Origin of the sequence: Bacillus pseudomycoides DSM 12442 (assembly GCF_000161455.1) — a bacterium.
GTDB lineage: Bacteria > Bacillota > Bacilli > Bacillales > Bacillaceae_G > Bacillus_A > Bacillus_A pseudomycoides.
The window spans coordinates 3,396,455-3,419,067 of record NZ_CM000745.1 but is presented as its reverse complement, the minus strand read 5'-3'; the positions used below and the strand labels follow the sequence as shown (position 1 = coordinate 3,419,067).

Below are 22,613 nucleotides of genomic sequence, written 5' to 3'. Positions count from 1 at the left end.
TAGTAAAGAGGTGAATGGAGTGGAGCGAACAATCTATCTCAAAATGCGAAATCGTCTGCAAGTATCCCCTTCATATGAGGTGAAGATTGAAGATATTGCACAAGTAATTGGGGATTCTGGCTTAGTAGAAAAAATAAAAAAGCAACTTGTCTATAAAATCACAAAACGTGATAAAACACATGTTGTAATTGATGCGATGAAAATCATTCAAGTGATTCAACAAACTACGCAGCATATACAAATTAATTTATTTGGTCCTGGGCAAACACTTGTAGAAATCGTCTATGAAAAAAAGAAAGTACACCCCATTTTCTTTGGATTGGTTTGGATGTTACTTTTTGTCGGTGCGGCTCTTGCGATTATTTATTTTCATGAAGATGTAAGTATGCAGCAAGTACACTGGCGCTTATATTACATGATTACGGGAGAAATCAACTATAAACCGCTCCTGTTTCAAATTCCGTATTCTTTAGGACTGGGATTAGGGATGGTCTTATTTTTTAATCATGTGTTTCAAAAACGAATTAATGAAGAGCCAAGTCCGTTAGAAGTGGAAATGTTCCAGTATCAACAGTCACTCGATCAATATGTCATGATCAATGAAAATAAAGAGAGTGCAAAACAAATCGCAGATGATTGAGTATGGAGTAGTCATAGTAATTGGGCTTGCTGGTGGGATCGCAGTTGGAGGGGGATATGTGGCATTTTTAGCTGTGCTTGGTGTAATCCCACGTTTAGCCCAGTTAACAAGGAGTGGCCATCGGGTTCAATTTTTTGAGTGGGCCGTAATTGGTGGTTCTTTGGCCGGAGCATGGTGCAGTTTAAGAGATATAACCTTTCAAACATCTCAGTATTGGCTCGTTTTACTTGGCTTATTTTGTGGAACATTTATTGGTATGCTTGCTGCGGCTTTGACAGAGGTATTGAATGTTTTACCTATATTAGCAAAACGAGTAGGCGTAGATGGGAAAATTGTCATTCTACTCGTTGCACTTGTACTTGGAAAGGTAATGGGCTCTTTATTTCATTGGATTTATTTTGCAAGATAGGAGGTATCAAGATGGCCCAAAATAAATTAAAAGATGATTACATAAATAAAGTAAAAAATTATCATCCAAAGCCAAATTATGTGATGAATTGTGTAAAAGCTTTTGTTGTAGGTGGACTGATTTGTACAGTAGGTGAATGCTTGATGAAATTTTATATGTATTATTTTCACTTTAATGAGCAAAATGCGGGAAATCCTACGATAGCAACACTTGTATTATTATCAGTCATATTAACTGGATTTGGTGTATATGATAAAATCGGTCAATTCGGAGGGGCTGGTTCAGCAGTTCCTGTTACTGGATTTGCAAATTCAATGGCAAGTGCGGCAATGGAGCACCGTAGTGAGGGAATTGTACTCGGAGTTGCTACAAATATGTTTAAGCTTGCTGGAAGTGTAATTGTATTTGGAGTTGTTGGAGCATACATTGTTGGTCTAATTCGATATACGTTTAAACTTTGGTTGTCTTAAAGGAGATTAGATATGAGATTGACAGGGAAGCAAACATGGGTATTTCAAAATAATATATTTGTGAATGCAACAGGTACTGCTGTCGGTCCAAAAGAAGCGGAAGGTCCTCTTGGAAAGTGTTTTGATATTTCATATGATGATTTGCATTGTGAGGAAGAAAATTGGGAGCTTGCTGAAAGAAGATTGATGAATGATTCAATTCAGCAGGTCATACAAAAGGGGGATATAAAGCCTTCGCAAATTGATTTTTTTTTAGCGGGAGATTTATTAAACCAAACCGTTACAGCAAATTATGTGGCGAGGGAGCTTGGGATTCCTTTTTTAGGAATGTTCAGCGCTTGTGCAACATCAATGGAGACACTAGCGATTGGATCGGCCTTTATTGATGGAGGTTTTGCTAATCGTGTGATAGCTACGGTTAGTAGTCATAATGCAACTGCAGAACGGCAGTTTCGTTATCCGACAGAATACGGGGGGCAAAGACCTGGTTCAGCAACTTCAACTGTTACAGGGGCAGGGACGGCTTTAATTAGTAAAGAACAGAGCAATATTAAAATAACGGCTGCAACCATTGGAAAAGTGCAAGATTTAGGAATTACAGATCCTTTTGATATGGGATCAGCAATGGCACCTGCTGCTGCCCATACGATTCAACAGCACTTTGAAGATTTAGGGAGAAGTGCAGCTGATTATGATCTTATCGTTACAGGGGATTTATCAGGTGTTGGGGCACCAATTACGAAGCAACTTTTACTTGAGGAAGGGTATGACTTAGGAAATGTATATAATGACTGCGGATTAATGATTTATAACAAGGATCAAGAAGAGGTTTTTGCAGGTGGAAGCGGTTGTGCCTGTTCGGCAGTTGTAACATACGGTCATTTACTACAAGAAATGAAAAAAGGAAACTTACAGCGTATTTTTGTAGTTGCAACAGGAGCGTTGTTAAGCCCGATTATGATACAACAAAAAGAAACGATTCCGACAATTGCACACGGCGTTGTATTTGAAAGGATAAAAGGGGTGTGAATTGTGGATTTTGTATACGCGTTCATCGTTGGGGGAGCTATCTGTGTAGTAGGACAGCTTTTATTGGATTTTGCTAAATTAACTCCTGCACATTTGATGGCAACTTTTGTAGTAATTGGAGCGGTTTTAGATAGCTTTGGACTATATGATAAGCTCATAAAATTTGCAGGTGCTGGAGCAACTGTTCCGATAACGAGCTTTGGACATTCCCTTTTGCATGGAGCACTAGAGGCGGCTGAAAAACATGGTTACTTAGGAATTGGAATTGGTATGTTTAGTTTGACTTCTTCAGGTATTTCAGCATCGATATTATTTGCATTTTTTGTAGCACTTATATGTAAACCGAAAGGATAAATCAAATGAGACGAAGGGTTATTTTGGTGACAGATGGAGATGAATATGCAAAGCGAGCAATTGAGCTGTTAACAAAGGAGTTTGGCGGAAGGTGTATTTCAGCATCGCAAAGTAATCCGACGAAATTGACAGGGAAAAAGATTGTGGAGCTAATTATGCAAACGCCATATGACCCTGTATTTGTCATGTTTGATGATAGTGGATTTATAGGAGAAGGTTCAGGTGAAAAAGCGTTAAAATATGTGGCAATGCATAAACAAATTGATGTTCTTGGCATTTTAGCTGTTGCATCTAATACACATCATTGGGAGTGGGCGCGTGTAGATGTCAGCGTAGATCGAGAAGGCAGATTAACAGAATACGGTGTTGATAAATTTGGACTTCCTGATGGTGAAATTGGGAGAATTAATGGGGATACGATTTATTGTTTAGATGCATTAAATGTGCCTGTAATTGTTGGAATTGGTGATATAGGGAAAATGTGTGGAAATGATGAGTGGGAGCGAGGATCACCAATTACCAAAAAAGCAATTCAATTAATTTTAGAAAGAAGTGGGTTTTATGACGAAACAGAAGAAAGTTAATATTCCGATTTCTTCCTTCTTGAGTGATAATGAAAATTATTTAAAACAAACAGTTGGGCTTGGCGTCACATTTGATGTCGGGATTCGTAAGTTTCAAATTCTTGATAAAGAAATCGGTGTATTATTTGTAAATGGATTGTGTGATACAAATTACCTCATTCACATTTTGGAAGAAGCAGTAGATACAAATGAAATAAGAGATGTTGAAGAAGATACAGTTAAGCTTTTAGAAAATCGCCTTATCCATCAACAAGTAAGTAAAGTAAAAACGATGGATGAGGTAATGCTACAAGTATTATCGGGACTTGTTATTATCTTTGTGGAAGGTGAAACAGAGGCCTTTGCAATCGATGTTCGTAGTTATCCAGGACGAACACCAACAGAACCAGATACAGAAAAAGTAGTGCGCGGGGCAAGAGATGGTTTTGTAGAAAATATCATTGTAAATACAGGACTAATAAGAAGGCGTATTCGCGATCCGCGCCTTCGAAACGAAATTATCCGGGTTGGGGATCGGTCACAAACGGATATTTGTATTACCTATGTTCAGGACGTTGCGAATCCAGATTTGGTAAAAATCATTAAGCAAGAACTAGAAAGTATTGAAGTAGATGGAATTACAATGGCTGACAAAACGATTGAAGAATTTTTAGTGAAGCAGGGTTATAACCCTTTCCCTCTTATTCGTTATACAGAAAGACCAGATGTAGCGGCAAATCATTTATTAGAAGGGCATGTATTAATTATTGTTGATACATCTCCAAGTGTAATGATTACACCAACAACTTATTTTCATCATGTGCAGCACGCAGAAGAGTTTAGACAAAACCCGGCAGTGGGTACATTTTTACGATGGGTTCGTTTTGTAGGTATTATATTTTCTGTGTTTTTATTGCCGTTTTGGCTCGTTTTTGTGTTCGATCCAACGTTGTTACCAGAGAAACTTGCTTTCATTGGACCAAATAAAATGACCCATCTCCCTATTATATTACAAATAATTATGGCCGATATTGGACTTGAGTTTTTGCGAATGGCATCGATTCATACACCAACTCCCTTATCATCAGCTACCGGATTAATTTCAGCGATTTTAATTGGGCAAATTGCAATTGACGTTGGGTTATTTGTTCCAGAAGTTATTTTATATACAGCGGTTTCAATGATTGGAATATATGCAACACCAAGTTATGAATTAGGACTTGGAAACAAACTTGGAAAATTATTTGTCATTATTTTAACTGGTTTGTTCCATGAGATAGGATTTATAATTGGCATGACGATGTTAATTTTATTTTTAACGTCTATCAAAAGTTTACAAACACCATATTTATGGCCGTTTTTGCCATTTGACTGGGGGGCATTAAAAACAATATTATTACGCCCGGCCATGTCTAGTTTAAAAGTACGCCCAAGCATTGTACATCCACAAAATATACGTAGACAAAAATAAGCAGGAATCAATCTTCCTGCTTATTTTTTATTAGAAATTTAACGTATTTTAACAAAATCACAACATTTTTTTCGTACACTTAGAGTAGACATTGTGTATGAAAGGGGAAGAGGGCATGATTAAATTATTTGTAAGTGATTTAGATGATACACTTTTTTATAATGTAAGCAATATTCATAAGGAAGATGAAAAAGCACTTTGTTGGTTAGCGGAAAAAGGGACAAATATTTGCTTTGCTTCTGGTCGTTTTACGCATCGAATTCATGATGCAGTTAGGCAATTCTCATTTCCATATTACACGACAGGATTAAATGGTGCTACGATGCTATTACCAAACGGACAAATATTCCATGAATCGAAATTCAATGATGGAGTTGCCCAGGAAATATATCAATATATACATGAAAAAAGGCTAGCTGATATTGTGTGTGCAAAAGAGCAGAGATATACGAAAAAGAAAAATGAACATCATTATGTTTTTGAAGAATATATGGGTGTGCATATTGCTGAAATAGAAACATTAGAGGAGGAATTTGGTAAAACAATCCATCCTGCAAAGTTGTTTGTGTATGGAGAAGCAGAAAAGATTGTGACATTGGATCAAGAGCTAAGAGACACTTTTCATGAGCACGCTGAAATTTTTATTTCTGGAAAAGGATATGTAGATATTATGCCAATGGGGGTTAGTAAAGGAAGTGCTTTAAAACGTTTGATGGAGCATTTGAAAATTGAAGCGCATGAAGTAGCATGTATTGGTGATTCTTTTAATGACATTTCTATGTTTGAAGTAACACCGCATTCTTTTACTCTTCATCATGCACATCCATATGTGAAGGAAAAGGCATGTCATGTTGTTCGTTCTGTAGAGGAAGCGATTATGAAATTACCGTTGCTTATATAATAGATAAATTCATTTTGATTTTTCACATATAAGCTGCTATGAAAAACAAAAGGTGACATGCACTCGTTTTCTCTCTTTGTTTTCACTTGGTATGGGGCAGGAAGAGGATCTGACCGCTTCTATGCACGGCCAGATGCTCTCTTCCACCTAAAAAGAAAGATTTTATGTCGGTTTTTTAATTTGGATTTATATAATAAAAAGCTCGTCAATGACGAGCTTTTTATTACTTAAATAATGATTTAATAAAATCAATGATACTAGAGAAGAAATCTTTTACTTTATCTAGGAAGCCTTGTCCTTCTTCAGATCCTAAAAATGCTGAAACATGTTCTTTCGCTTTATTTAATTGGCTACCAACTTGGTTCCAGTCAATATTTAAATTTTTCATTTTATCAAATAATGAAACTAAGCTATCTAATTGCTCATCTGTTAGTGTAATACCAAGTTGATCAGCAATTTTTTTAATTAGCGCACGTAAATCTTCTGTTGTTTTTGGCTGTTCTTTAGCAATTTCTTCTTTTACTTTCGCAACAAGTTGAACAGCTTTTTCGTCACCAATTTTGTCACCAAGTTTCGCTGTTTGTACCATTTCTTCGTTGGCTACTTTTTTTACTTCTTCAGGAATTTCTTTTTTCGATGTTGTTTCGTAAGCCTTCATTAATCCTGTTAAAGCAGCTGTTCCTGATACTTTAAATGGTGCCGTGATTTGGATCTCTGCATCTTTAACACCTGCTGTGATGAGTGCGTTTGTATACATTGCATCTGTTACCCAATTAATGTTTTTCGCTCGCACAATAAGACCTGATCCTGGTTTTGTATACGTAATTATAGAAGAGGAAATAGCTCTCGTACCAATTTGTGCTTTTGGAACAATACCCTCTAAAAATTTATGTTCTTCCGCATTAGATACAGTAATAATTTGCGCATCTTTTGGCGCTTTCATTTCTTTTAAAAGATCTTGTTTTTGTTGTTCAGATAAATTTTCTCCTAATGTAACGATTGATTCTCCCTCAATCACGTCTGCAAATGAAGCTGTTGGGATCATAAACACCGTAACAGCTAGTAGCAAAGCTAATAGTTTCGTTTTCACGAAAAATCGCTCCCTTTCTCTTTCTGAAATTTGCGGGCAACACAGTAATTATAGTATATTTTTAAAATTTGTCATCCGTCTTCTTGCTGATTTTAAAAAAGAAGTATACAGATTGTCGGATTCTTTTTGTTTCTGAGCACGAATATGGTAATATAGTGCTGAGATAGTTGAAAGGAGACATATACGTATGAAAACTTTAGGATACATATTAATGGAGAATGGTGAAAAAATTGAATTAGAATTTTTCTCAGAAGAAGCACCGAAAACAGTTGAAAATTTCAAAAAATTAGCAGATCAAGGGTTCTATAATGGTGTTACATTCCACCGCGTTATTCCTGGTTTCGTAAGCCAAGGTGGAGACCCAACAGGAACAGGTGCAGGCGGTCCTGGTTACTCTATTCCATGTGAAACTGAAGGGAATCCGCATAGACATGTAGTTGGATCACTTTCTATGGCACATGCTGGCCGTAATACAGGTGGTAGCCAATTCTTCATCGTTCATGAGCCACAACCACATTTAGATGGTGTACATACTGTATTTGGTAAAGCGACAAGCGGTATTGAAACAGTATTAAACATGCGTCAAGGCGATGTAATGAAAGAAGTTAAAGTTTGGGAAGAATAAATTGAAGAGAGCAAAGTGCTCTCTTTTTATTTTTTTACTGTTAAATAATCATCATTCAAAAGCTTTATATGATATTAAGAGAAGATTGAAAACATGTAAGTATAAAATTTTGCTTTGTTCCATATTTGTAGTGGCAATCGGAGAAAAAATTTAAATTAAGAAAAGTTGTAATCTATAAACAGGAATTTGTGGGCAATATGCAGTAAATGATAAGAGAGAGTAAATGATAAAGTTATTATAGCTAACTAAATTGTTAGCGATAGAACTATTTTTGTAAAAATACATAGGATACAGTAAAGTTTTATTTCGTTATTCGTGGTTTATAAGTTTTGTAGTTCAATGCGTTATGCGAGAAGCTAAAAAGTTAGATGGAGTTTATTCATTAGCTTGAGAAAAGTAAATTCTCAATGAGAGAATTTCTTTTATTACTATACATTTGACTTTCCTACATTCTCTTTGTATGATTATCAAGTTGTTTTGGCAGCCCTTCTCACTATAGTGAAAATATTGTAAAATGGAGATGATATAGCAATAGTGGTAGAGGGGATACATGGTTTGTAACTTTTGTAAGAAGGGATAAGGTTTATGTTAATTCGTTTTAAAAAAAGTTATGAAAAGATTGCAATGGGGCTTCTTTCGTTTATGCCGACTGAAAAAGATGTTAAAATTTTACAATTGACAATGAAAGAATATGATAAAAATGATAGTTGGCAACTATATTTGTGGAAACAAAATGATGATTTTGTTGGGATAGTTGGAGTTATCAACGAAGAAAATGTATTACAGATTCAACATCTTAGTGTGAATCCATCTCATCGTCACATGGGGATTGGTACAAAGATGGTACAAGAATTAAAAAATAAGTTTCAAGGTATTACAATTTGTGGAAACGAACAAACAGCTAGTTTTTTTGAAAAGTGTAAGGGAATTGAACAAAATATACATTCATAAAAGCAGAGATGGAATTTGTGTCATCTCTGCTTTCTTTTTTTTAGTTGCTCGTTTCGTTCGGCAATTACATCATTTCTGTCACGCAATTTGTGTTTATGGATAATGTATTCAGTAGGTAGTGAATGAGCATCTTTCCAAGGAATCATTTTTTCTGTACATAATTGTAAGCATGTGTTTTCTAAAGAGGAATCTGAAAAAGGAAAAAATATAGGTGCAAAAGGTTCTTTTGATTGAATGGACTGTAATTGTTTTTGTAATATAGTTAAAAGTTTTGGGTAATCAAGACCTAATCTGTGTACTTGTATACTTTCTTTTTTTAAAATAGCAATGGCGCTTTTCATCATTCGCATTGAACCATTCCAATTTGAGCGTCTGTGATGGTATAAAGCAACTGCTATTTGAATAAAACCAACCCAGTAGTTTTCTCGCTCTCCTCGTGGTTTCAATTTCCAATATTCTTCTAGTACTTCGTGACATTCAAAGTAATCATAATCTCCATGAAAATGAATTAAAAATTGTATGTATGCTGTAGGATACATCCTTTTCGCTCCTGTCTAAACGGTCTTACGTACAGTTTATCATAAAGTGAAACTATGATGTGATCAATGGAGTTTTCTTTATCTACACTGATTATCAGCCCTCACCAATCGGGCTTTTACGGGCAACCCGCCCCATACCTCACTTCTTTACTTTTGCTGAATTTTAAGGTGAGATCTTACTGCACGCGAATAACGGGATAAATAATAAACGACTAGAGAATCTCTAGCCGTTTATTATATTCTGCATTAGCAGAAGCAAGCCGCGCCTACAATGATTAATAAGATAAAGAGCACAACAAGTAAAGCGAAACCGCCGTTAAAACCACAATCAATATGGCCCATAGTTTTTTTACCTCCTACATTGAACTTACTACACTTTTATCATATGAAGAGGTGGGCATTGTTGCATGGGCAGGTGTCTATTTTCAACTAAATTTCTGAAAAAGGTTGGATAGAACATAAGTATGCTCTATACTTATGTTGTTATAGAAAAAATGTGGTGGGATGCTTTGTGCAATATAATTTTAAAGTAGAGGCTTTTGAAGGGCCTTTAGATCTATTGTTACATTTAATTCATCGCTATGAAATTGATATATATAATATTCCTGTAGCGGAAATTACAGAGCAGTATTTATCTTATATTCATACGATGAAAGACTTGCAACTGGATGTTGCAAGTGAGTATTTGGTGATGGCTGCAACGCTATTGCAAATTAAAAGTAAAATGCTGTTACCGAAACAAGAGGAAGATGTACCTGATAATGGTGAAGACTTTATAGATGATCCCCGTCAAGAGTTGATGGAGCGGTTAATTGAATATAAAAAATATAAGCAAGTTGCTGCTGAATTAAAAGAGAGAGAACAAGAAAGAGCACAACTTTATACACGTTCACCAATCGATTTTACATCATTTCAGCAAGAAGAGGAGACAAGTTTACCTCTCGATATAACACTGTATGATATGTTAGCAGCATTTCAAAAACTTATGCGTCGTAAAAAATCAAAACGTCCAGTAACAACGCGAATTGCTCGTCAAGAAATACCGATTGAACAACGTATGAGTGATATTTTACAGCAATTAGAAACAGCGGAAGGACGCCAAAGTTTTTATGATTTATTCGTTGATGAAGAGCGCGAAGTAATGGTTGTAACGTTTTTAGCCATACTCGAACTTATGAAAAACCAACAAATTATTATTGAGCAAGAACACAATTTTGATGAAATCTTTTTGACTCGCTCTAAAGTTTAGTAAAACTCCCATTTCAAAATTGTGAGGAAAACTAGCAGTAAGTATTTGATTAGTCAAAACGAATGATCAGTGGAAATAATCCCCGCTGATCATGGTTTCGCATAAATTTGTTTGGAACGATAAAAGGAATGTTGGACCGGTCGCAATATACTGTGATTCGGTTTTTATTGTGGATATTTTTGTATGGAAAGATATGAGAAAGGAGATTGTATGTTGGATAGAAAAGAACAGATGGCAATTGTTGAGGGGCTTTTATTTGTTGCGGGTGATGAAGGAGTTTATCCGGAACAAATTGCAAAAGTACTTGAAATTGAAGTGAAAGATGTAATTCAGATTATCGAGGAAATGCAAAGGGAATGTGAAGGTGTACAGCGAGGGTTGCAAATTGTACAATTTGCAAAAGTGTATCGCTTTGCCACAAAAAAAGAACATGCGCCTTATTATCAAAAATTAATGGATACACCAACAGCAGCGTCTCTTTCCCAGGCTGCTCTTGAAACATTGGCGATTGTTGCTTATCGCCAGCCAATTACAAGAACGGAAATGGAAGAAATTCGTGGTGTGAAAACAGATCGAGCACTGCAAACATTGGTATCGCACTTACTTATAAAAGAAACGGGCCGGGCAGAAGGACCAGGGCGCCCTATTTTATATGGTACTACGAAAGAGTTCTTAGATACGTTTGGACTGCAAACATTAGATGATTTACCAACCCTTTCTGAAGAAAATGAACAAATGAATGAAGCTGACTTATTCTTTGGATCCTTGCAGGAATTGTCAAAATCGTAGCTTAGCGCATTGCTAAGCTTTTTTGTATATGAAATACGACTCGTGCCATACTAAATGAAAAAAGGAGACGAATTATGAAAGTTGTACGGATTATTCTATTGCTAGTTTCTGTTTTAATATGTTTTTCATTAAACAGCACATCTGTCAAAAGATATATGACGTCTGTTCATACTGTGTCCTCTTTTTCCAAGCAACGTCCACATTTAGGAAGAATGAAAGTGAGTTTTTTTAAGGTAGGACAAGGTGATGCCACACTTATTATTTTACCTAATGGTCAAACAATGTTAATCGATGGAGGACCTTATGAGGCTGGAGAGGTAATTATTCAGAAATTAATTGAAAAAGGAATTAACCATTTAGATGTTGTGGTAGGGACGCATCCAGATATGGATCATATAGGAGGGCTTATACCGATTATAGAACAAATGCCAGTTTCACTTGTATTAGATAGCGGCAAAACCTATAGTTCTTTTACATATCATACGTATAGGAACGATATTAAAAAGAGGGGAATTCCATTTGTTCGTGTAAAACAAGGACAGCATATACCGTTAGATCCCCAAGTTTCAATTCAAGTATTAAATAATGGGAAGTCAAAGGATGAAAATAATGAATCATCAATTGTTTTAAAAGTTCGATATGGTAAAGCTGATTTTTTGCTAATGGGAGATGCGGATATACAAACTGAAAAGAAAATAATAAAGCAATATGATGTACATGCTGATGTTTTAAAGGTAGGTCACCACGGTTCATATACGTCAACTAGTGAACAATTTTTAGAGGAGGCAAACCCTCAATTTGCTATTCTTTCTTATGATAAAAAAAATCCATATGGGCATCCACATCAAAGTGTAGTAAACAGGTTAAAGAGATATGGTGTCATGACATATACAACGGATAAACGAACGGTAGAAATTGAAACGGATGGAGACCATATTGCAATATGGTCAAATACGCCGCTTCCATTGTTAAAGTAAAGAAGTAGTTAAAACTGTATAATAGAATGCTAAGTAGGAAAATGGAAACAAGGAATTGGTATTCGTTTTCATAAAAGATGCATTGTCTCCTTTTGGAAAAAAAGAATAATATATATTATAATTAAAGAAGATAAATTTCCTTTTTTACTAAGAGAAAAGGAAATTTCATTTGAATGTATAGACAACTACTCGTGTATATATTAAGATGGGGTTAGGCAAATAGGTAATAATAACAAGTAGGTATTCCATGGGAAAGGATCGATGAAAATGAAAACGCAAGTTGTCATCAATGCCAAAATTTATACAGGTCACGAAGTAATGGGAAGTGGATTTATTCGTTACGCAGAAAAAATTGAAGAAATTGGTTTGATGGCTCAATATGTATCACAAGAAAATGAAACGGTTTTTGACGCAGAAGGAAAAATTGTGATTCCAGGTATGATCGATGTTCATATTCATGGTGGATACGATATTGATGCGATGGATGCGAATAGCGATGGGTTAGTAACTCTTGGTAAAGAAATGTTAAAAGAAGGGGTTACAACTTATTTCCCAACAACAATGACGCAAGCTCCAGAAGCAATTGAAGCGGCTTTAAGTGCTGCAAAAGAAGCGAAAGAAAAAGGAGCGCATTTTGAATATATTCATTTAGAAGGACCATATGTTTCAAAAAAACGTGCAGGGGCGCAACCTCTTGAACATATCGTTCCGGCGAATATTGAACAATTTAAACAATGGCAAGAAGCAAGTGGCAATCTAATTAAATTAGTAACGTATGCACCAGAAGAAGAAGGCGCAGTAGAATTTGAAAAGTATCTTGCTGAAACGAGTGTTGTTGGTACAATGGGCCATACAGATGCAGTTGATGCACAATTGAAAAGTAGAAACATTACACATGCTACACACTTATACAATCAAATGCGCGGTTTACATCACCGTGAACCAGGTGTTGTCGGTCACGTGTTATTGAACCCAAATGTAATGGTTGAAGTGATTACAGATGGTATTCACATTCACCCAGATATGGTGAAATTAGCATATAAATTAAAAGGTCCTAAAAAAGTAAGTGTCATTACTGATGCGATGCGTGCAAAAGGTTTAGAAGATGGATTGTATGAGCTTGGTGGACAGCCTGTACATGTGAAAGACGGCAGCGCTCGTTTAGAAGACGGAACGTTAGCGGGTAGTATCTTGAAAATGGACCAAGCATTCCGAAATGTAATTGAATTTACAGGATGCTCGATTGAGGACGCTGTACTTATGACATCAGTTAACCAAGCAGAAGAGTTTGGATTAACGAATAAAGGGGCATTAACAGTAGGAAAAGATGCGGACTTTGTTGTCATGACGGAAGATCTACATGTATATGATACGGTTCGATTAGGAATTCATATGAAGGAAGGGAAGTAAATAGATGAATATTCTTGTTGTAAAAACGCCAGAAGAATTAGCAGAAGCAGGTTGTAAATTAATTGAAGAAGTTGTAAAATCAAAGGAAAATCCAACGTTAGGAATGGCTACAGGAAGCTCTCCACTTGGTATTTATGCAGAAATGCGAAAAAATAAACTTGATACAAGCCGTGTAACCACTGTAAACTTAGATGAGTACGTAAATTTACCACACGAAGATAAAAACAGCTATCATTATTTTATGCAAGAACAGTTGTTTAATCATCTTCCCTTTAAAGAAACTTATGTACCAAACGGGATGGCAAGTGATTTAGAAGAAGAGTGCAAGCGTTATGAAGGCATTCTAGCAGCTAACCCAGTTGATCTACAGATTCTTGGAATCGGTGAAAACGGTCACATCGGATTTAACGAACCAGGAACATCTTTTGATTCTCCAACTAACATTGTTGAATTAACAGAGTCTACACGCCAAGCAAACCTTCGTTTCTTTGAAAAAGAAGAAGATGTACCAACTCATGCAATTACAATGGGGATTGGAAGCATCATGAAAGCGAAACAAATTCTACTTGTTGCTATGGGACCGAAAAAAGCAGAAGCAATCAGAGAATTATTGCAAGGTGAGTATAGCGAAGCGTGTCCTGCTACAGTGCTGCAACGTCATCCGAATGTAACCGTAATCGCAGATCCAGAAGCTCTATCTTTATGCAGTGAGGCGATTGCTGATGAACATCGACAAGTATTCACCATTTCCGATCTATTATCAGATTCAAGAGTGGGTGAAACAGCTAATTGAGGACGGTGAATGGACGCCGGGAGATAAAATTCCATCTGAGAATGAACTTTGTGATAAGTTCGAAGTAAGTCGCATGACGATCAGACAGGCAATTAATAATTTAGTGGAACAAGGGTATTTATATCGAAAGCGTGGAATTGGAACGTTTGTTCAGCTTCCAAAAGTGGAGCAAAAACTGCAAGGGATGACGGGATTTACAGAGGATATGCTTTCCCGTGGTATGAAACCGAGCAGTCAGTTATTAAGCTTCCGCCTAGTTTCAGCTACTGCTAAAATAGCAGACCGGCTTAGAATTCAAGAGGGGGAATCGGTGTATGAAGTGAGGCGTATCCGCTTAGCCGATGACGAACCGATTGCTTTTGAGACGACATATTTGTCGCCAACTCTTGTAAAAGATATTAACGAAGAAATTTTGCAACAATCTTTATACGAACATTTAGAGAAAAAGTTAGGCTTTAAACTTGTTCGTGCTACCCAAGCAATTGAAGCTTCAATTGCAACGGATGATGAAGCGGAACATCTGCATATACCTAAAAAAGCACCTGTGCTTGTAATGAGACAATGGTCATATGCAGAAGGTGAATTACCGTTAGAATATGTGAAATGTATTTATCGTGGTGATCGTTATAAGTTCATTACGAGTATTTCACGAAACAAGTAGTGTATTTTATTTTGTGAAATACATTAAACTTTCAATTCATTGGGTATGTAGAGAAACAAAAATACGACTCATCCTTACAGGGAATGAGTCGTATTTTTGTTTTGTTTTGAGTTGTAAGTTACCACGTGTTCTACAGCGTCTTTTACAGAGTCTACGACATAATGTGCATGTTCTTTCACTGCATCGTCAGCTTGTGACATGGCAAAGCTATGAGATGTTAAATTGAACATAGGAATATCATTGTAAGAATCACCGATACAAGCAATTTCTTCAGGTTCTATTTGGAACTCTTGTAATAAAATAGAGATTGCTGATCCTTTGCTAATATTTGGTGGCATGACATCTAAGCATTGTTCAGCGGAGATAAAGGTACTGACTTTGCCGCTAAATTTCTCATTGATTTTTTTCTGAAGTACTTGTAAGTCTTCTTTTGTGCCTCCAACAGAAATTTTATTAGGAAAAATTGTATCATCAATTTTTTGTAATAAGTTTGGTTCTTCAACAGAAGTCATTGTAACTTGTTTCTCAAGTTCATGAATAAATGGTGTTTTTTCCTCAATGTAATAATTATATTCATCACTTACATAACGAAAATACGGTTCTTCTTTCGTCATCGCTAACAAATCTGGCAAAATGCTCGAATCAAATGTTGCAGACAATAATTGTTTATTCTCATGGGTATATACGAATACACCATTTACGCTAATGCGATGGAAGGTGGTACCAACCTCTTTCATTAAACCAGCGATTTCATTATCAAGCCTACCGGAGGCGAAACAAAGAATCACATTTTGTTCTGCAAGATTGCGAAGAGCTGTAACATCTTGCTCATCAATCATGCCGCCATGTTGCATCATTGTGCCGTCAATATCGCTTACAAACATTTTAATCATGTTGCATTCTCCTTTCTATGTACATTTGCTCTTACATTATACGCATCTCGTGCAATCATGTCTAAAAAATGAATTTTTCTAAAATGGTAGATGTTTTGCATTGACGAAAAAGAAGGATGTTCTGTAACATAAAAGTAGGCTATTTAAGTACGAGGGTGGTGTTATATGAATAGTTATCTAGAAATTAAAAAAGTTTTAAATAATAATGTAATCATTGCGAGTCATCAGGAACACGAGGAAGTAGTAGTGATTGGCAAGGGAATTGGATTTGGAAAGAAAACGAAAGATGTATTAAAGGCGGAGCAAATTGAAAAAATGTTTGTTTTAAAAAATGAACGTGACCGTGAACAATATAAGCTTTTAGTGCCACATGTGAGCGAAAAGTTAATTGAACTGATGAACGATATTATGATGTATATTCAAGAAAAGGCGCAGTCACCATTAAACGAGCATATTCATATTGCCTTAACCGATCATATTTCTTTTGCAATTAAAAGACTGAAACAGGGCTTTACAATAGATAATCCTTTTTTAGTTGAAACAAAAATGCTGTATCCAGAAGAGTACAAAATTGCTGAAGGAGTTGTACAACTTTTAAATTCCCGTTTGCAAATTACATTGCCAGAAGGGGAAATTGGCTTTATTGCACTTCATATTTATAGTTCACTCACAAATTCTGATGTATCTGCTGTTAATCAAAACTCCCGTCTTATTGCAAAGCTTGTTTCATTAATTGAAACAAATCTACACCTTACATTAGATCCAGAAAGTATTCATTATTTACGCCTTATTCGTCATTTACAATATGCAATTGAACGAGTGAAAAAGGGAGAGAAGGTAGAAGAAGCACAAGGGTTTGCTGAGTTATTAAAAGCAGAGTATCCAGTTTGTTATAATCTAGCTTGGAAGCTTGTGAAGGTGATGCAGAAAGAATTACAGCTCCCTGTATATGAAGCGGAGAGTATTTATTTAACGATGCATTTGCAAAGATTAGTAAAAGCAGAACATGTGTAAAAGACATATATTTTTGTCTAAAATGAAAACGTTAAAAAAAATGATTGAATCGCTTACAATTGTTTTGTATAATAAGTCATGCAAAGTTATACAAAATTCGACAAACAAGTTAAGGCAAACAACGAAAACGTTTGCTCTAAAGTAGTGAACTTATACGTAAACCTATTTTTGACACGTGTTACTGATTCGATCAGGCATGAGTGGAGAAAAGTCAGGAATGTAAGCTAGAGAAAGGGACATACTACCCTTTGTATAGCTATCGTTCTATCTTTTTTTCCTCATGCCTTTTTGGCGTTTGTCGAAAAGCACAATATAGATAAGAGAGGAAGGGTTTTCATGTTTAAGAATATCTTTGGTGTTCTTCAAAAAGTCGGAAAAGCGCTTATGCTTCCAGTAGCAATTTTACCGGCTGCAGGTATTTTACTTGGATTTGGTAATGCATTTCAAAATCCACAGTTAACAAATCTAGTTCCTGCTTTAAAGGCAGATTGGTTTGTTCTAGTTGCAAAAATTATGGAACAATCTGGTGATATTATTTTCGCAAACCTTGCATTATTATTCGCAGTAGGGGTTGCCATCGGATTAGCAGGTGGAGACGGAGTAGCTGGGTTAGCAGCCTTCGTTGGATACTTAATTATGAACAAAACGATGAGCGTATTCTTAGGAGTAGAAAAATTTGTTACAATTGTAAGTGACAAAGTTCCAGTTAAAACTGGTTTTACAGATCAAGCGTATGCAAATGTATTAGGTATTCCGACACTTCAAACGGGAGTGTTTGGGGGTATTCTTGTCGGGATATTAGCAGCATATTGCTATAATAAATACTTCAATATTGAATTACCATCATACTTAGGATTCTTTGCAGGTAAGCGTTTCGTACCGATCGCAACAGCAACATTCTCTTTACTTTTAGGGATTGTAATGTGCTTTATTTGGCCGACAATTCAAGGCGGTTTGAATGCATTCTCACATCAAATGATCGATGCGAATAAAACGTTAGCGGCATTTGTGTTTGGTTTAATTGAGCGTTCTTTAATTCCATTTGGATTACATCATATTTTCTATGCACCATTCTGGTTTGAGTTTGGTCAATATACAAGTGCGGCGGGTGACATTATACACGGTGACCAAAAGATCTTTATGGCACAATTAAAAGATGGTGTTGAGTTAACAGCTGGTACATTTACAACAGGTAAATATCCGTTCATGATGTTCGGTCTTCCAGCAGCAGCTTTAGCAATGTATCATGAAGCACGTCCAGAAAATAAAAAATTAGCAGCTGGTATTTTAGGATCTGCTGCGTTAACATCTTTCCTAACAGGTATTACAGAACCACTTGAATTTTCATTCTTATTCGTAGCACCAGTATTGTTCGGAATACATGCTATATTTGCTGGTTTATCGTTTATGACAATGCACATTTTAGGTGTTAAAATTGGGATGACATTCTCTGGTGGTTTAATTGACTTTATGCTATTTGGTGTCTTACCAGGCCGTACAGCATGGTGGTGGGTAATTGTTGTTGGTCTTGCACTTGCAGTAATTTACTACTTCGGATTCCGCTTTGCAATCCGCAAATGGGATCTAAAAACACCTGGTCGTGAAGTAACAACAGATACTGATGGCGCAGGGAAAACAGAAGCAGGTGAACTTCCACGTGAAGTATTAGTAGCGCTTGGTGGTAAAGAGAATATTGCTTCTTTAGATGCTTGTATTACACGTTTACGTGTTCAAGTTAACGAACAAAAAAATGTAAACAAAGATCGTTTGAAAGAACTTGGGGCAGCGGGAGTGCTTGAAGTAGGAAATAACATTCAAGCTATTTTTGGACCAAAATCTGACACATTAAAATCACAAATTCATGATATTATGTCGGGTCGTACACCTCATGTTGAAAAAGAAAAACCTGTAAAAGTAGAAGAAACTGTACAAAAAGCGGATACAAATGAAACAATTGTATCTCCGATTGAAGGTAAAATTCTACCGATTACAGAAGTTCCTGATCAAGTATTTTCAGGGAAAATGATGGGGGATGGATTCGCAATTGAGCCAGCAGAAGGAACAGTCGTTTCTCCAGTTGACGGTGAGATTGTCAATGTCTTCCCAACAAAACATGCAATTGGTATTCAATCTGAAGGTGGAAAAGAAATTTTAATTCACTTCGGTATTGATACTGTAAAATTAAATGGTGAAGGTTTTGAAGCACTTGTCACGCAAGGTGATAAAGTGAAACAAGGACAACCATTATTGAAAGTAGATATCGCATTTGTAAAAGAAAATGCACCATCTATTATTACACCAATTATTTTTACGAATTTAGGGCAAGGACAACAAGTTGAATTGAAAAAAGAAGGCAATGTCAAGAAAGGCGAAGCCGATATTATTGACATTCAGTAAGAAATTGACGCAAAATGTCTATAATTATAATGGGCGATGTGGTTGACCGAACATCGCCTATTATATACAATAGATGATGTAGTACTCACGTCTATACAACCGAAAAAATACTGTATTTAAAGGAGATAGATTATTATGGAAAAAATCTTTAAAGTAACTAGCGACTCAGGGATTCATGCTCGTCCAGCAACTCTACTTGTAAACACTGCAAGCAAATTCGGTGCTGATATTAACTTAGAGTATAACGGTAAAAACGTTAACTTAAAATCAATCATGGGTGTTATGTCTTTAGGTATTCAACAAGGCGCAGAAATTAAAATCACTGCAAATGGTGATGATGCAGCTCAAGCACTAGCAGCTATCGAAGAAACTATGAAAAACGAAGGATTAGGAGAATAATGACTCTTAACATTCAAGGGATCGCTGCATCAAGTGGGATTGCTATTGCGAAGGCTTTCAGACTTGAGAATCCTGAATTTAACATTGAAAAGAAAACGATTACGAACGAAGCTGCAGAAATTGTACGCTTAGACGCTGCGCTTGAGAAAGCAAAATCTGAACTAGAAGCAATTAAAGACCATGCTTTTGCTGAGCTTGGTGCTGATAAAGCTGCTATCTTTGAAGCACATTTACTAGTATTGAATGATCCAGAACTAGTAAATCCAGTAAAAGATAAAGTAAATAATGAAAAAGTAAATGCTGAATTTGCAATGGACGAAGTTGCAACAATGTTCATTACTATGTTTGAAAACATGGATAATGAATATATGAAAGAGCGTGCAGCGGATATTCGCGACGTAACAAAACGCGTTCTTGCACATTTACTAGGAATTAACTTCTCAAATCCAAGTACGATTTCTGAAGAAGTAATTATTATTGCTGAAGATTTAACACCATCTGATACAGCACAATTAAACCGTAACTATGCAAAAGGTTTCACGACTGATATTGGTGGACGTACATCTCACTCTGCAATTATGGCTCGTTCTATGGAAATTCCAGCTGTTGTTGGTACGAAAGTTGTTATGGAGAAAATCCAAAACGGCGATATCGTAATTATCGACGGTCTAGATGGAGAAGTAATTGTAAACCCATCTGAAGAAACGCTTCGTACTTTCGAAGAAAAGAAAGCAAAATTCGAAGAACAAAAAGTTGAATGGGCGAAATTAAAAGATCAAGCAACTGTAACAAGTGATGGGCATCATGTTGAGCTTGTTGCAAACATCGGAACACCAAATGATGTACAAGGTATCATCGACAATGGTGGAGAAGGCGTTGGTTTATACCGTACAGAATTCTTATATATGGGTCGTGACAATCTTCCAACAGAAGAAGAGCAGTTCGAAGCATATAAAGCAGTTCTTGAAGGTGTAAAAGCAGATCAACCAGTTGTTGTTCGTACACTTGACATCGGTGGAGATAAAGAGCTTCCATACTTACATTTACCAAAAGAAATGAACCCATTCTTAGGTTACCGTGCGATTCGCTTATGCCTTGAAGAACAAGATGTGTTCCGTACACAACTTCGTGCATTGCTTCGTGCAAGCGTATATGGTAATTTAAAAATTATGTTCCCAATGATTGCAACTCTTGATGAATTCCGTCAAGCAAAAGCAATTTTATTAGAAGAGAAAGAAAGACTTGTTCAAGCTGGTACAACTGTTTCTGATGCTATTGAGGTAGGTATGATGGTAGAAATTCCCGCTTCTGCAGTATTAGCAGATCAGTTTGCAAAAGAAGTTGATTTCTTCTCTATCGGAACAAACGACCTAATCCAATACACAATGGCTGCAGACCGTATGAATGAACGTGTATCTTACTTATACCAACCGTATAATCCATCTATTTTACGCCTTGTAAAAATGGTTATCGATGCTGCTCATAAAGAAGGAAAATGGGCTGGTATGTGTGGTGAGATGGCAGGAGATTCACTTGCAATCCCGTTACTACTTGGATTAGGATTAGATGAATTCAGTATGAGTGCAACATCTATCCTTCCTGCAAGAACACAACTAAGCAAGTTGTCAAAAGCACAAATGGAAGAGTTAGCACAAAAAGCATTAACAATGTCAACTGCTGAAGAAGTTGTTGAATTAGTTAAAAGCATCTAATAATAAAAGAAAACCTGAGCCGATTGAAATCGGTCTCAGGTTTTTTATATACTAAATTTAGATTTGATTTTTATGATTTTGAGGATACGAAGCAGAATTAGATAGCGATTGCTATGATATCCTCTGGGCAAACACGTAAAATACCTGTGAATTTACTTGTGTTCATGTTATTTTTATCATCTTTATTATCTTTGTCATCTCCCGTATTTAAAGCGGAGAAAAGAGCAACGCCGTTAGAAAACCCTTCAAAAATAACATTTCTGAAAGTAACGTTACCTTTAATAGTTAAAAGAGAAATTTCTGTTCCGATTGCAATGTGTCTAAGGACATTACATACATGGTGTCTTTCTTTTTCTTTTTCTTTTTCTCTTTCTCTTTCTCTTTCTCTTTCTCTTTCACGATCACGATCACGATCACGATCACGATCACAGCAATGACCACGATGACATTCTCTAAAATCTTCACGACATCCAAAAGATCCAAACATAATTCTCATCACCCCCTTCACACTTATAATGTATGTAAGTTGTATATGTGGTGATTGGACCGAACGTGGAATTTTTACTGGGATATTTTCTTATTTTAAATAACTAGAGGGGTATTTGTTACTTAATGGTATTTGGATAAGGATAAATGACAGGGGGAGGGAGGTCGAAACTTTTATTATTGTTTTTTTTTCTTTATTCAAGGATCTGAAATTCACGGGTAGTTTTTCCTTATTTATCCCGCTATTTGAGGGCAGTAAGACCCCCACTGGTTATGATCATCTTTGAATCAATAAAAATCTTTAGGTGAGTCTTACTATCCACGCATAACTGGATACATAGAAAAGGATACCTTTATTTATAACGAGGTATCCTTTACACTTTTTTACTTTTATATAAAACGATTGCATATACGGGAAGAGCCAACAGTAATGGTACGATAGACTGTGAGATATGTAATCCTTCTTCTAGCTGGAGTGCTTTTTCTTTTGGGAATTGTAGCATTGTAATATTTGTGGCATCTCCAATAAAGTATAGAAGCAGTACAGTTACGGCATAGCTTAAAAATGCAATAAAGCTTCCATATGAATTCAATGAAAATCCCTCTCTTGTTATCTATTTGTTACTATTGTATCATAATTGTAACAAAAATACATCCTTTATATTTCATTGTATAACAAAATTCGACAAAATACTGTGATTTTAAAGGGGATAGAGAAATAAACTACTGTTTATATATGTTGGAATATTACAAAGAAATAACATAAAAAANANAAGAGTACGTACGTTACG

26 protein-coding genes are annotated in these 22,613 nt (G+C 36.0%); 20 read left to right on the top strand and 6 right to left on the bottom strand.

Annotation, left to right across the window (positions count from 1 at the left end; translation table 11 throughout):
• Window positions 1-19: 19 nt before the first annotated feature.
• From BPMYX0001_RS17240 to BPMYX0001_RS17205, 8 genes are all read left to right on the top strand, one after another.
• Window positions 20-640, top strand: coding sequence for a stage V sporulation protein AA (locus tag BPMYX0001_RS17240; RefSeq protein WP_018766089.1), 621 nt, complete (start codon window positions 20-22; stop codon window positions 638-640).
• Complete coding sequence (locus tag BPMYX0001_RS17235) at window positions 633-1,049, top strand: stage V sporulation protein AB (protein WP_003200010.1); 417 nt, start codon at window positions 633-635, stop codon at window positions 1,047-1,049. Before BPMYX0001_RS17240 ends, BPMYX0001_RS17235 begins: the two co-directional genes overlap by 8 nt.
• A gap of 11 nt (window positions 1,050-1,060) precedes the next feature.
• Window positions 1,061-1,519, top strand: coding sequence for a stage V sporulation protein AC (gene spoVAC / locus BPMYX0001_RS17230; RefSeq protein ID WP_006095868.1), 459 nt, complete (start codon window positions 1,061-1,063; stop codon window positions 1,517-1,519).
• A gap of 12 nt (window positions 1,520-1,531) precedes the next feature.
• The gene (spoVAD, locus tag BPMYX0001_RS17225) at window positions 1,532-2,548 is read left to right on the top strand and encodes a stage V sporulation protein AD (protein ID WP_006095867.1); all 1,017 of its coding nucleotides are present in this window, start codon (window positions 1,532-1,534) and stop codon (window positions 2,546-2,548) included.
• A gap of 3 nt (window positions 2,549-2,551) precedes the next feature.
• Window positions 2,552-2,902, top strand: coding sequence for a stage V sporulation protein AE (gene spoVAE / locus BPMYX0001_RS17220; protein ID WP_006095866.1), 351 nt, complete (start codon window positions 2,552-2,554; stop codon window positions 2,900-2,902).
• Window positions 2,903-2,907: 5 nt separating this feature from the next.
• Window positions 2,908-3,486 carry a stage V sporulation protein SpoVABEA gene (spoVAEA, locus tag BPMYX0001_RS17215; RefSeq protein WP_026008598.1) on the top strand — a complete coding sequence of 193 codons (579 nt, stop codon included), beginning with the start codon at window positions 2,908-2,910 and terminating at the stop codon, window positions 3,484-3,486.
• Complete coding sequence (locus BPMYX0001_RS17210) at window positions 3,464-4,936, top strand: spore germination protein (RefSeq protein WP_018766088.1); 1,473 nt, start codon at window positions 3,464-3,466, stop codon at window positions 4,934-4,936. The genes spoVAEA and BPMYX0001_RS17210 overlap by 23 nt, the downstream gene beginning before the upstream one ends.
• 97 nt (window positions 4,937-5,033) lie before the next feature.
• Entirely contained in the window at window positions 5,034-5,837 is an 804-nt protein-coding gene (locus tag BPMYX0001_RS17205) for a Cof-type HAD-IIB family hydrolase (protein ID WP_006095864.1), read from the top strand.
• A 223-nt stretch (window positions 5,838-6,060) separates the two neighbouring features.
• On the opposite strand, the gene BPMYX0001_RS17200 is transcribed toward BPMYX0001_RS17205, so the two are convergent.
• Window positions 6,061-6,927 carry a DUF1002 domain-containing protein gene (locus BPMYX0001_RS17200; RefSeq protein ID WP_006095863.1) on the bottom strand — a complete coding sequence of 289 codons (867 nt, stop codon included), beginning with the start codon at window positions 6,925-6,927 and terminating at the stop codon, window positions 6,061-6,063.
• Between the two features lie 187 nt (window positions 6,928-7,114).
• Here BPMYX0001_RS17200 and BPMYX0001_RS17195 point away from each other — a divergent pair, with 187 nt between their 5' ends.
• Together BPMYX0001_RS17195 and BPMYX0001_RS17190 are read left to right on the top strand one after the other, a co-directional pair.
• Window positions 7,115-7,552, top strand: a complete 438-nt coding sequence (locus BPMYX0001_RS17195) for a peptidylprolyl isomerase (RefSeq protein WP_033799083.1) — start codon at window positions 7,115-7,117, stop codon at window positions 7,550-7,552.
• A gap of 585 nt (window positions 7,553-8,137) precedes the next feature.
• Window positions 8,138-8,503 (top strand): GNAT family N-acetyltransferase, encoded by a 366-nt coding sequence (locus tag BPMYX0001_RS17190; protein WP_006095861.1) that lies wholly within the window; start codon window positions 8,138-8,140, stop codon window positions 8,501-8,503.
• Window positions 8,504-8,523: 20 nt separating this feature from the next.
• On the opposite strand, the gene BPMYX0001_RS17185 is transcribed toward BPMYX0001_RS17190, so the two are convergent.
• Both BPMYX0001_RS17185 and BPMYX0001_RS31090 read right to left on the bottom strand, forming a co-directional pair.
• Window positions 8,524-9,042 carry a DUF309 domain-containing protein gene (locus BPMYX0001_RS17185; protein WP_003199975.1) on the bottom strand — a complete coding sequence of 173 codons (519 nt, stop codon included), beginning with the start codon at window positions 9,040-9,042 and terminating at the stop codon, window positions 8,524-8,526.
• Between the two features lie 246 nt (window positions 9,043-9,288).
• Window positions 9,289-9,384: a YjcZ family sporulation protein gene (locus BPMYX0001_RS31090; RefSeq protein ID WP_018766085.1), complete on the bottom strand. Its 96-nt coding sequence runs from the start codon at window positions 9,382-9,384 to the stop codon at window positions 9,289-9,291.
• A 169-nt stretch (window positions 9,385-9,553) separates the two neighbouring features.
• Between BPMYX0001_RS31090 and BPMYX0001_RS17180 the strand changes: the two genes are divergently transcribed.
• The 6 genes from BPMYX0001_RS17180 (at window position 9,554) to phnF (ending at window position 14,921) form a co-directional block, all read left to right on the top strand.
• A complete protein-coding gene (locus tag BPMYX0001_RS17180) occupies window positions 9,554-10,291 on the top strand; it encodes a segregation/condensation protein A (RefSeq protein ID WP_003199977.1) in 738 nt (245 codons plus the stop codon).
• Between the two features lie 213 nt (window positions 10,292-10,504).
• Entirely contained in the window at window positions 10,505-11,080 is a 576-nt protein-coding gene (gene scpB / locus BPMYX0001_RS17175) for an SMC-Scp complex subunit ScpB (RefSeq protein WP_018766084.1), read from the top strand.
• A 74-nt stretch (window positions 11,081-11,154) separates the two neighbouring features.
• Window positions 11,155-12,057 carry a ComEC/Rec2 family competence protein gene (locus BPMYX0001_RS17170; RefSeq protein ID WP_018766083.1) on the top strand — a complete coding sequence of 301 codons (903 nt, stop codon included), beginning with the start codon at window positions 11,155-11,157 and terminating at the stop codon, window positions 12,055-12,057.
• Between the two features lie 267 nt (window positions 12,058-12,324).
• Entirely contained in the window at window positions 12,325-13,467 is a 1,143-nt protein-coding gene (gene nagA / locus BPMYX0001_RS17165; RefSeq protein WP_033797066.1) for an N-acetylglucosamine-6-phosphate deacetylase, read from the top strand.
• 4 nt (window positions 13,468-13,471) lie between these two features.
• Window positions 13,472-14,260: a glucosamine-6-phosphate deaminase gene (gene nagB, locus BPMYX0001_RS17160; RefSeq protein WP_006095860.1), complete on the top strand. Its 789-nt coding sequence runs from the start codon at window positions 13,472-13,474 to the stop codon at window positions 14,258-14,260.
• Window positions 14,190-14,921, top strand: a complete 732-nt coding sequence (gene phnF, locus BPMYX0001_RS17155) for a phosphonate metabolism transcriptional regulator PhnF (RefSeq protein ID WP_077293862.1) — start codon at window positions 14,190-14,192, stop codon at window positions 14,919-14,921. The genes nagB and phnF overlap by 71 nt, the downstream gene beginning before the upstream one ends.
• 74 nt (window positions 14,922-14,995) lie before the next feature.
• On the opposite strand, the gene BPMYX0001_RS17150 is transcribed toward phnF, so the two are convergent.
• The gene (locus BPMYX0001_RS17150) at window positions 14,996-15,814 is read right to left on the bottom strand and encodes a Cof-type HAD-IIB family hydrolase (RefSeq protein WP_006095859.1); all 819 of its coding nucleotides are present in this window, start codon (window positions 15,812-15,814) and stop codon (window positions 14,996-14,998) included.
• Between the two features lie 165 nt (window positions 15,815-15,979).
• Here BPMYX0001_RS17150 and glcT point away from each other — a divergent pair, with 165 nt between their 5' ends.
• The 4 genes from glcT (at window position 15,980) to ptsP (ending at window position 21,336) form a co-directional block, all read left to right on the top strand.
• Window positions 15,980-16,828, top strand: a complete 849-nt coding sequence (gene glcT, locus BPMYX0001_RS17145) for a glucose PTS transporter transcription antiterminator GlcT (protein ID WP_003199990.1) — start codon at window positions 15,980-15,982, stop codon at window positions 16,826-16,828.
• Between the two features lie 336 nt (window positions 16,829-17,164).
• Window positions 17,165-19,225: a glucose-specific PTS transporter subunit IIBC gene (gene ptsG, locus BPMYX0001_RS17140; RefSeq protein ID WP_006095858.1), complete on the top strand. Its 2,061-nt coding sequence runs from the start codon at window positions 17,165-17,167 to the stop codon at window positions 19,223-19,225.
• Window positions 19,226-19,360: 135 nt separating this feature from the next.
• Window positions 19,361-19,624: a phosphocarrier protein HPr gene (gene ptsH, locus BPMYX0001_RS17135; protein ID WP_000411078.1), complete on the top strand. Its 264-nt coding sequence runs from the start codon at window positions 19,361-19,363 to the stop codon at window positions 19,622-19,624.
• Window positions 19,624-21,336: a phosphoenolpyruvate--protein phosphotransferase gene (ptsP, locus tag BPMYX0001_RS17130; RefSeq protein WP_003199999.1), complete on the top strand. Its 1,713-nt coding sequence runs from the start codon at window positions 19,624-19,626 to the stop codon at window positions 21,334-21,336. Before ptsH ends, ptsP begins: the two co-directional genes overlap by 1 nt.
• Window positions 21,337-21,433: 97 nt before the next feature.
• Here ptsP and BPMYX0001_RS17125 read toward each other — a convergent pair whose 3' ends face one another.
• Entirely contained in the window at window positions 21,434-21,823 is a 390-nt protein-coding gene (locus BPMYX0001_RS17125) for a DUF3915 family protein (RefSeq protein ID WP_006095857.1), read from the bottom strand.
• 373 nt (window positions 21,824-22,196) lie between these two features.
• The gene (locus tag BPMYX0001_RS17120) at window positions 22,197-22,415 is read right to left on the bottom strand and encodes a hypothetical protein (RefSeq protein WP_003200003.1); all 219 of its coding nucleotides are present in this window, start codon (window positions 22,413-22,415) and stop codon (window positions 22,197-22,199) included.
• Between the last annotated feature and the right edge of the window lie 198 nt (window positions 22,416-22,613).

What these genes read in the sequence shown, in the direction of transcription:
- BPMYX0001_RS17235 (WP_003200010.1), top strand. Translation starts at nt 633, where the DNA reads ATGATTGAGTATGGAGTAGTCATAGTAATTGGGCTTGCTGGTGGGATC.
- spoVAC (WP_006095868.1), top strand. Translation starts at nt 1,061, where the DNA reads ATGGCCCAAAATAAATTAAAAGATGATTACATAAATAAAGTAAAAAAT.
- spoVAD (WP_006095867.1), top strand. Translation starts at nt 1,532, where the DNA reads ATGAGATTGACAGGGAAGCAAACATGGGTATTTCAAAATAATATATTT.
- spoVAEA (WP_026008598.1), top strand. Translation starts at nt 2,908, where the DNA reads ATGAGACGAAGGGTTATTTTGGTGACAGATGGAGATGAATATGCAAAG.
- BPMYX0001_RS17210 (WP_018766088.1), top strand. Translation starts at nt 3,464, where the DNA reads ATGACGAAACAGAAGAAAGTTAATATTCCGATTTCTTCCTTCTTGAGT.
- BPMYX0001_RS17205 (WP_006095864.1), top strand. Translation starts at nt 5,034, where the DNA reads ATGAAAGGGGAAGAGGGCATGATTAAATTATTTGTAAGTGATTTAGAT.
- BPMYX0001_RS17195 (WP_033799083.1), top strand. Translation starts at nt 7,115, where the DNA reads ATGAAAACTTTAGGATACATATTAATGGAGAATGGTGAAAAAATTGAA.
- BPMYX0001_RS17190 (WP_006095861.1), top strand. Translation starts at nt 8,138, where the DNA reads ATGTTAATTCGTTTTAAAAAAAGTTATGAAAAGATTGCAATGGGGCTT.
- BPMYX0001_RS17185 (WP_003199975.1), bottom strand. Translation starts at nt 9,042, where the DNA reads ATGTATCCTACAGCATACATACAATTTTTAATTCATTTTCATGGAGAT.
- BPMYX0001_RS31090 (WP_018766085.1), bottom strand. Translation starts at nt 9,384, where the DNA reads ATGGGCCATATTGATTGTGGTTTTAACGGCGGTTTCGCTTTACTTGTT.
- BPMYX0001_RS17170 (WP_018766083.1), top strand. Translation starts at nt 11,155, where the DNA reads ATGAAAGTTGTACGGATTATTCTATTGCTAGTTTCTGTTTTAATATGT.
- nagA (WP_033797066.1), top strand. Translation starts at nt 12,325, where the DNA reads ATGAAAACGCAAGTTGTCATCAATGCCAAAATTTATACAGGTCACGAA.
- nagB (WP_006095860.1), top strand. Translation starts at nt 13,472, where the DNA reads ATGAATATTCTTGTTGTAAAAACGCCAGAAGAATTAGCAGAAGCAGGT.
- phnF (WP_077293862.1), top strand. Translation starts at nt 14,190, where the DNA reads ATGAACATCGACAAGTATTCACCATTTCCGATCTATTATCAGATTCAA.
- BPMYX0001_RS17150 (WP_006095859.1), bottom strand. Translation starts at nt 15,814, where the DNA reads ATGATTAAAATGTTTGTAAGCGATATTGACGGCACAATGATGCAACAT.
- glcT (WP_003199990.1), top strand. Translation starts at nt 15,980, where the DNA reads ATGAATAGTTATCTAGAAATTAAAAAAGTTTTAAATAATAATGTAATC.
- ptsG (WP_006095858.1), top strand. Translation starts at nt 17,165, where the DNA reads ATGTTTAAGAATATCTTTGGTGTTCTTCAAAAAGTCGGAAAAGCGCTT.
- ptsH (WP_000411078.1), top strand. Translation starts at nt 19,361, where the DNA reads ATGGAAAAAATCTTTAAAGTAACTAGCGACTCAGGGATTCATGCTCGT.
- ptsP (WP_003199999.1), top strand. Translation starts at nt 19,624, where the DNA reads ATGACTCTTAACATTCAAGGGATCGCTGCATCAAGTGGGATTGCTATT.
- BPMYX0001_RS17125 (WP_006095857.1), bottom strand. Translation starts at nt 21,823, where the DNA reads ATGTTTGGATCTTTTGGATGTCGTGAAGATTTTAGAGAATGTCATCGT.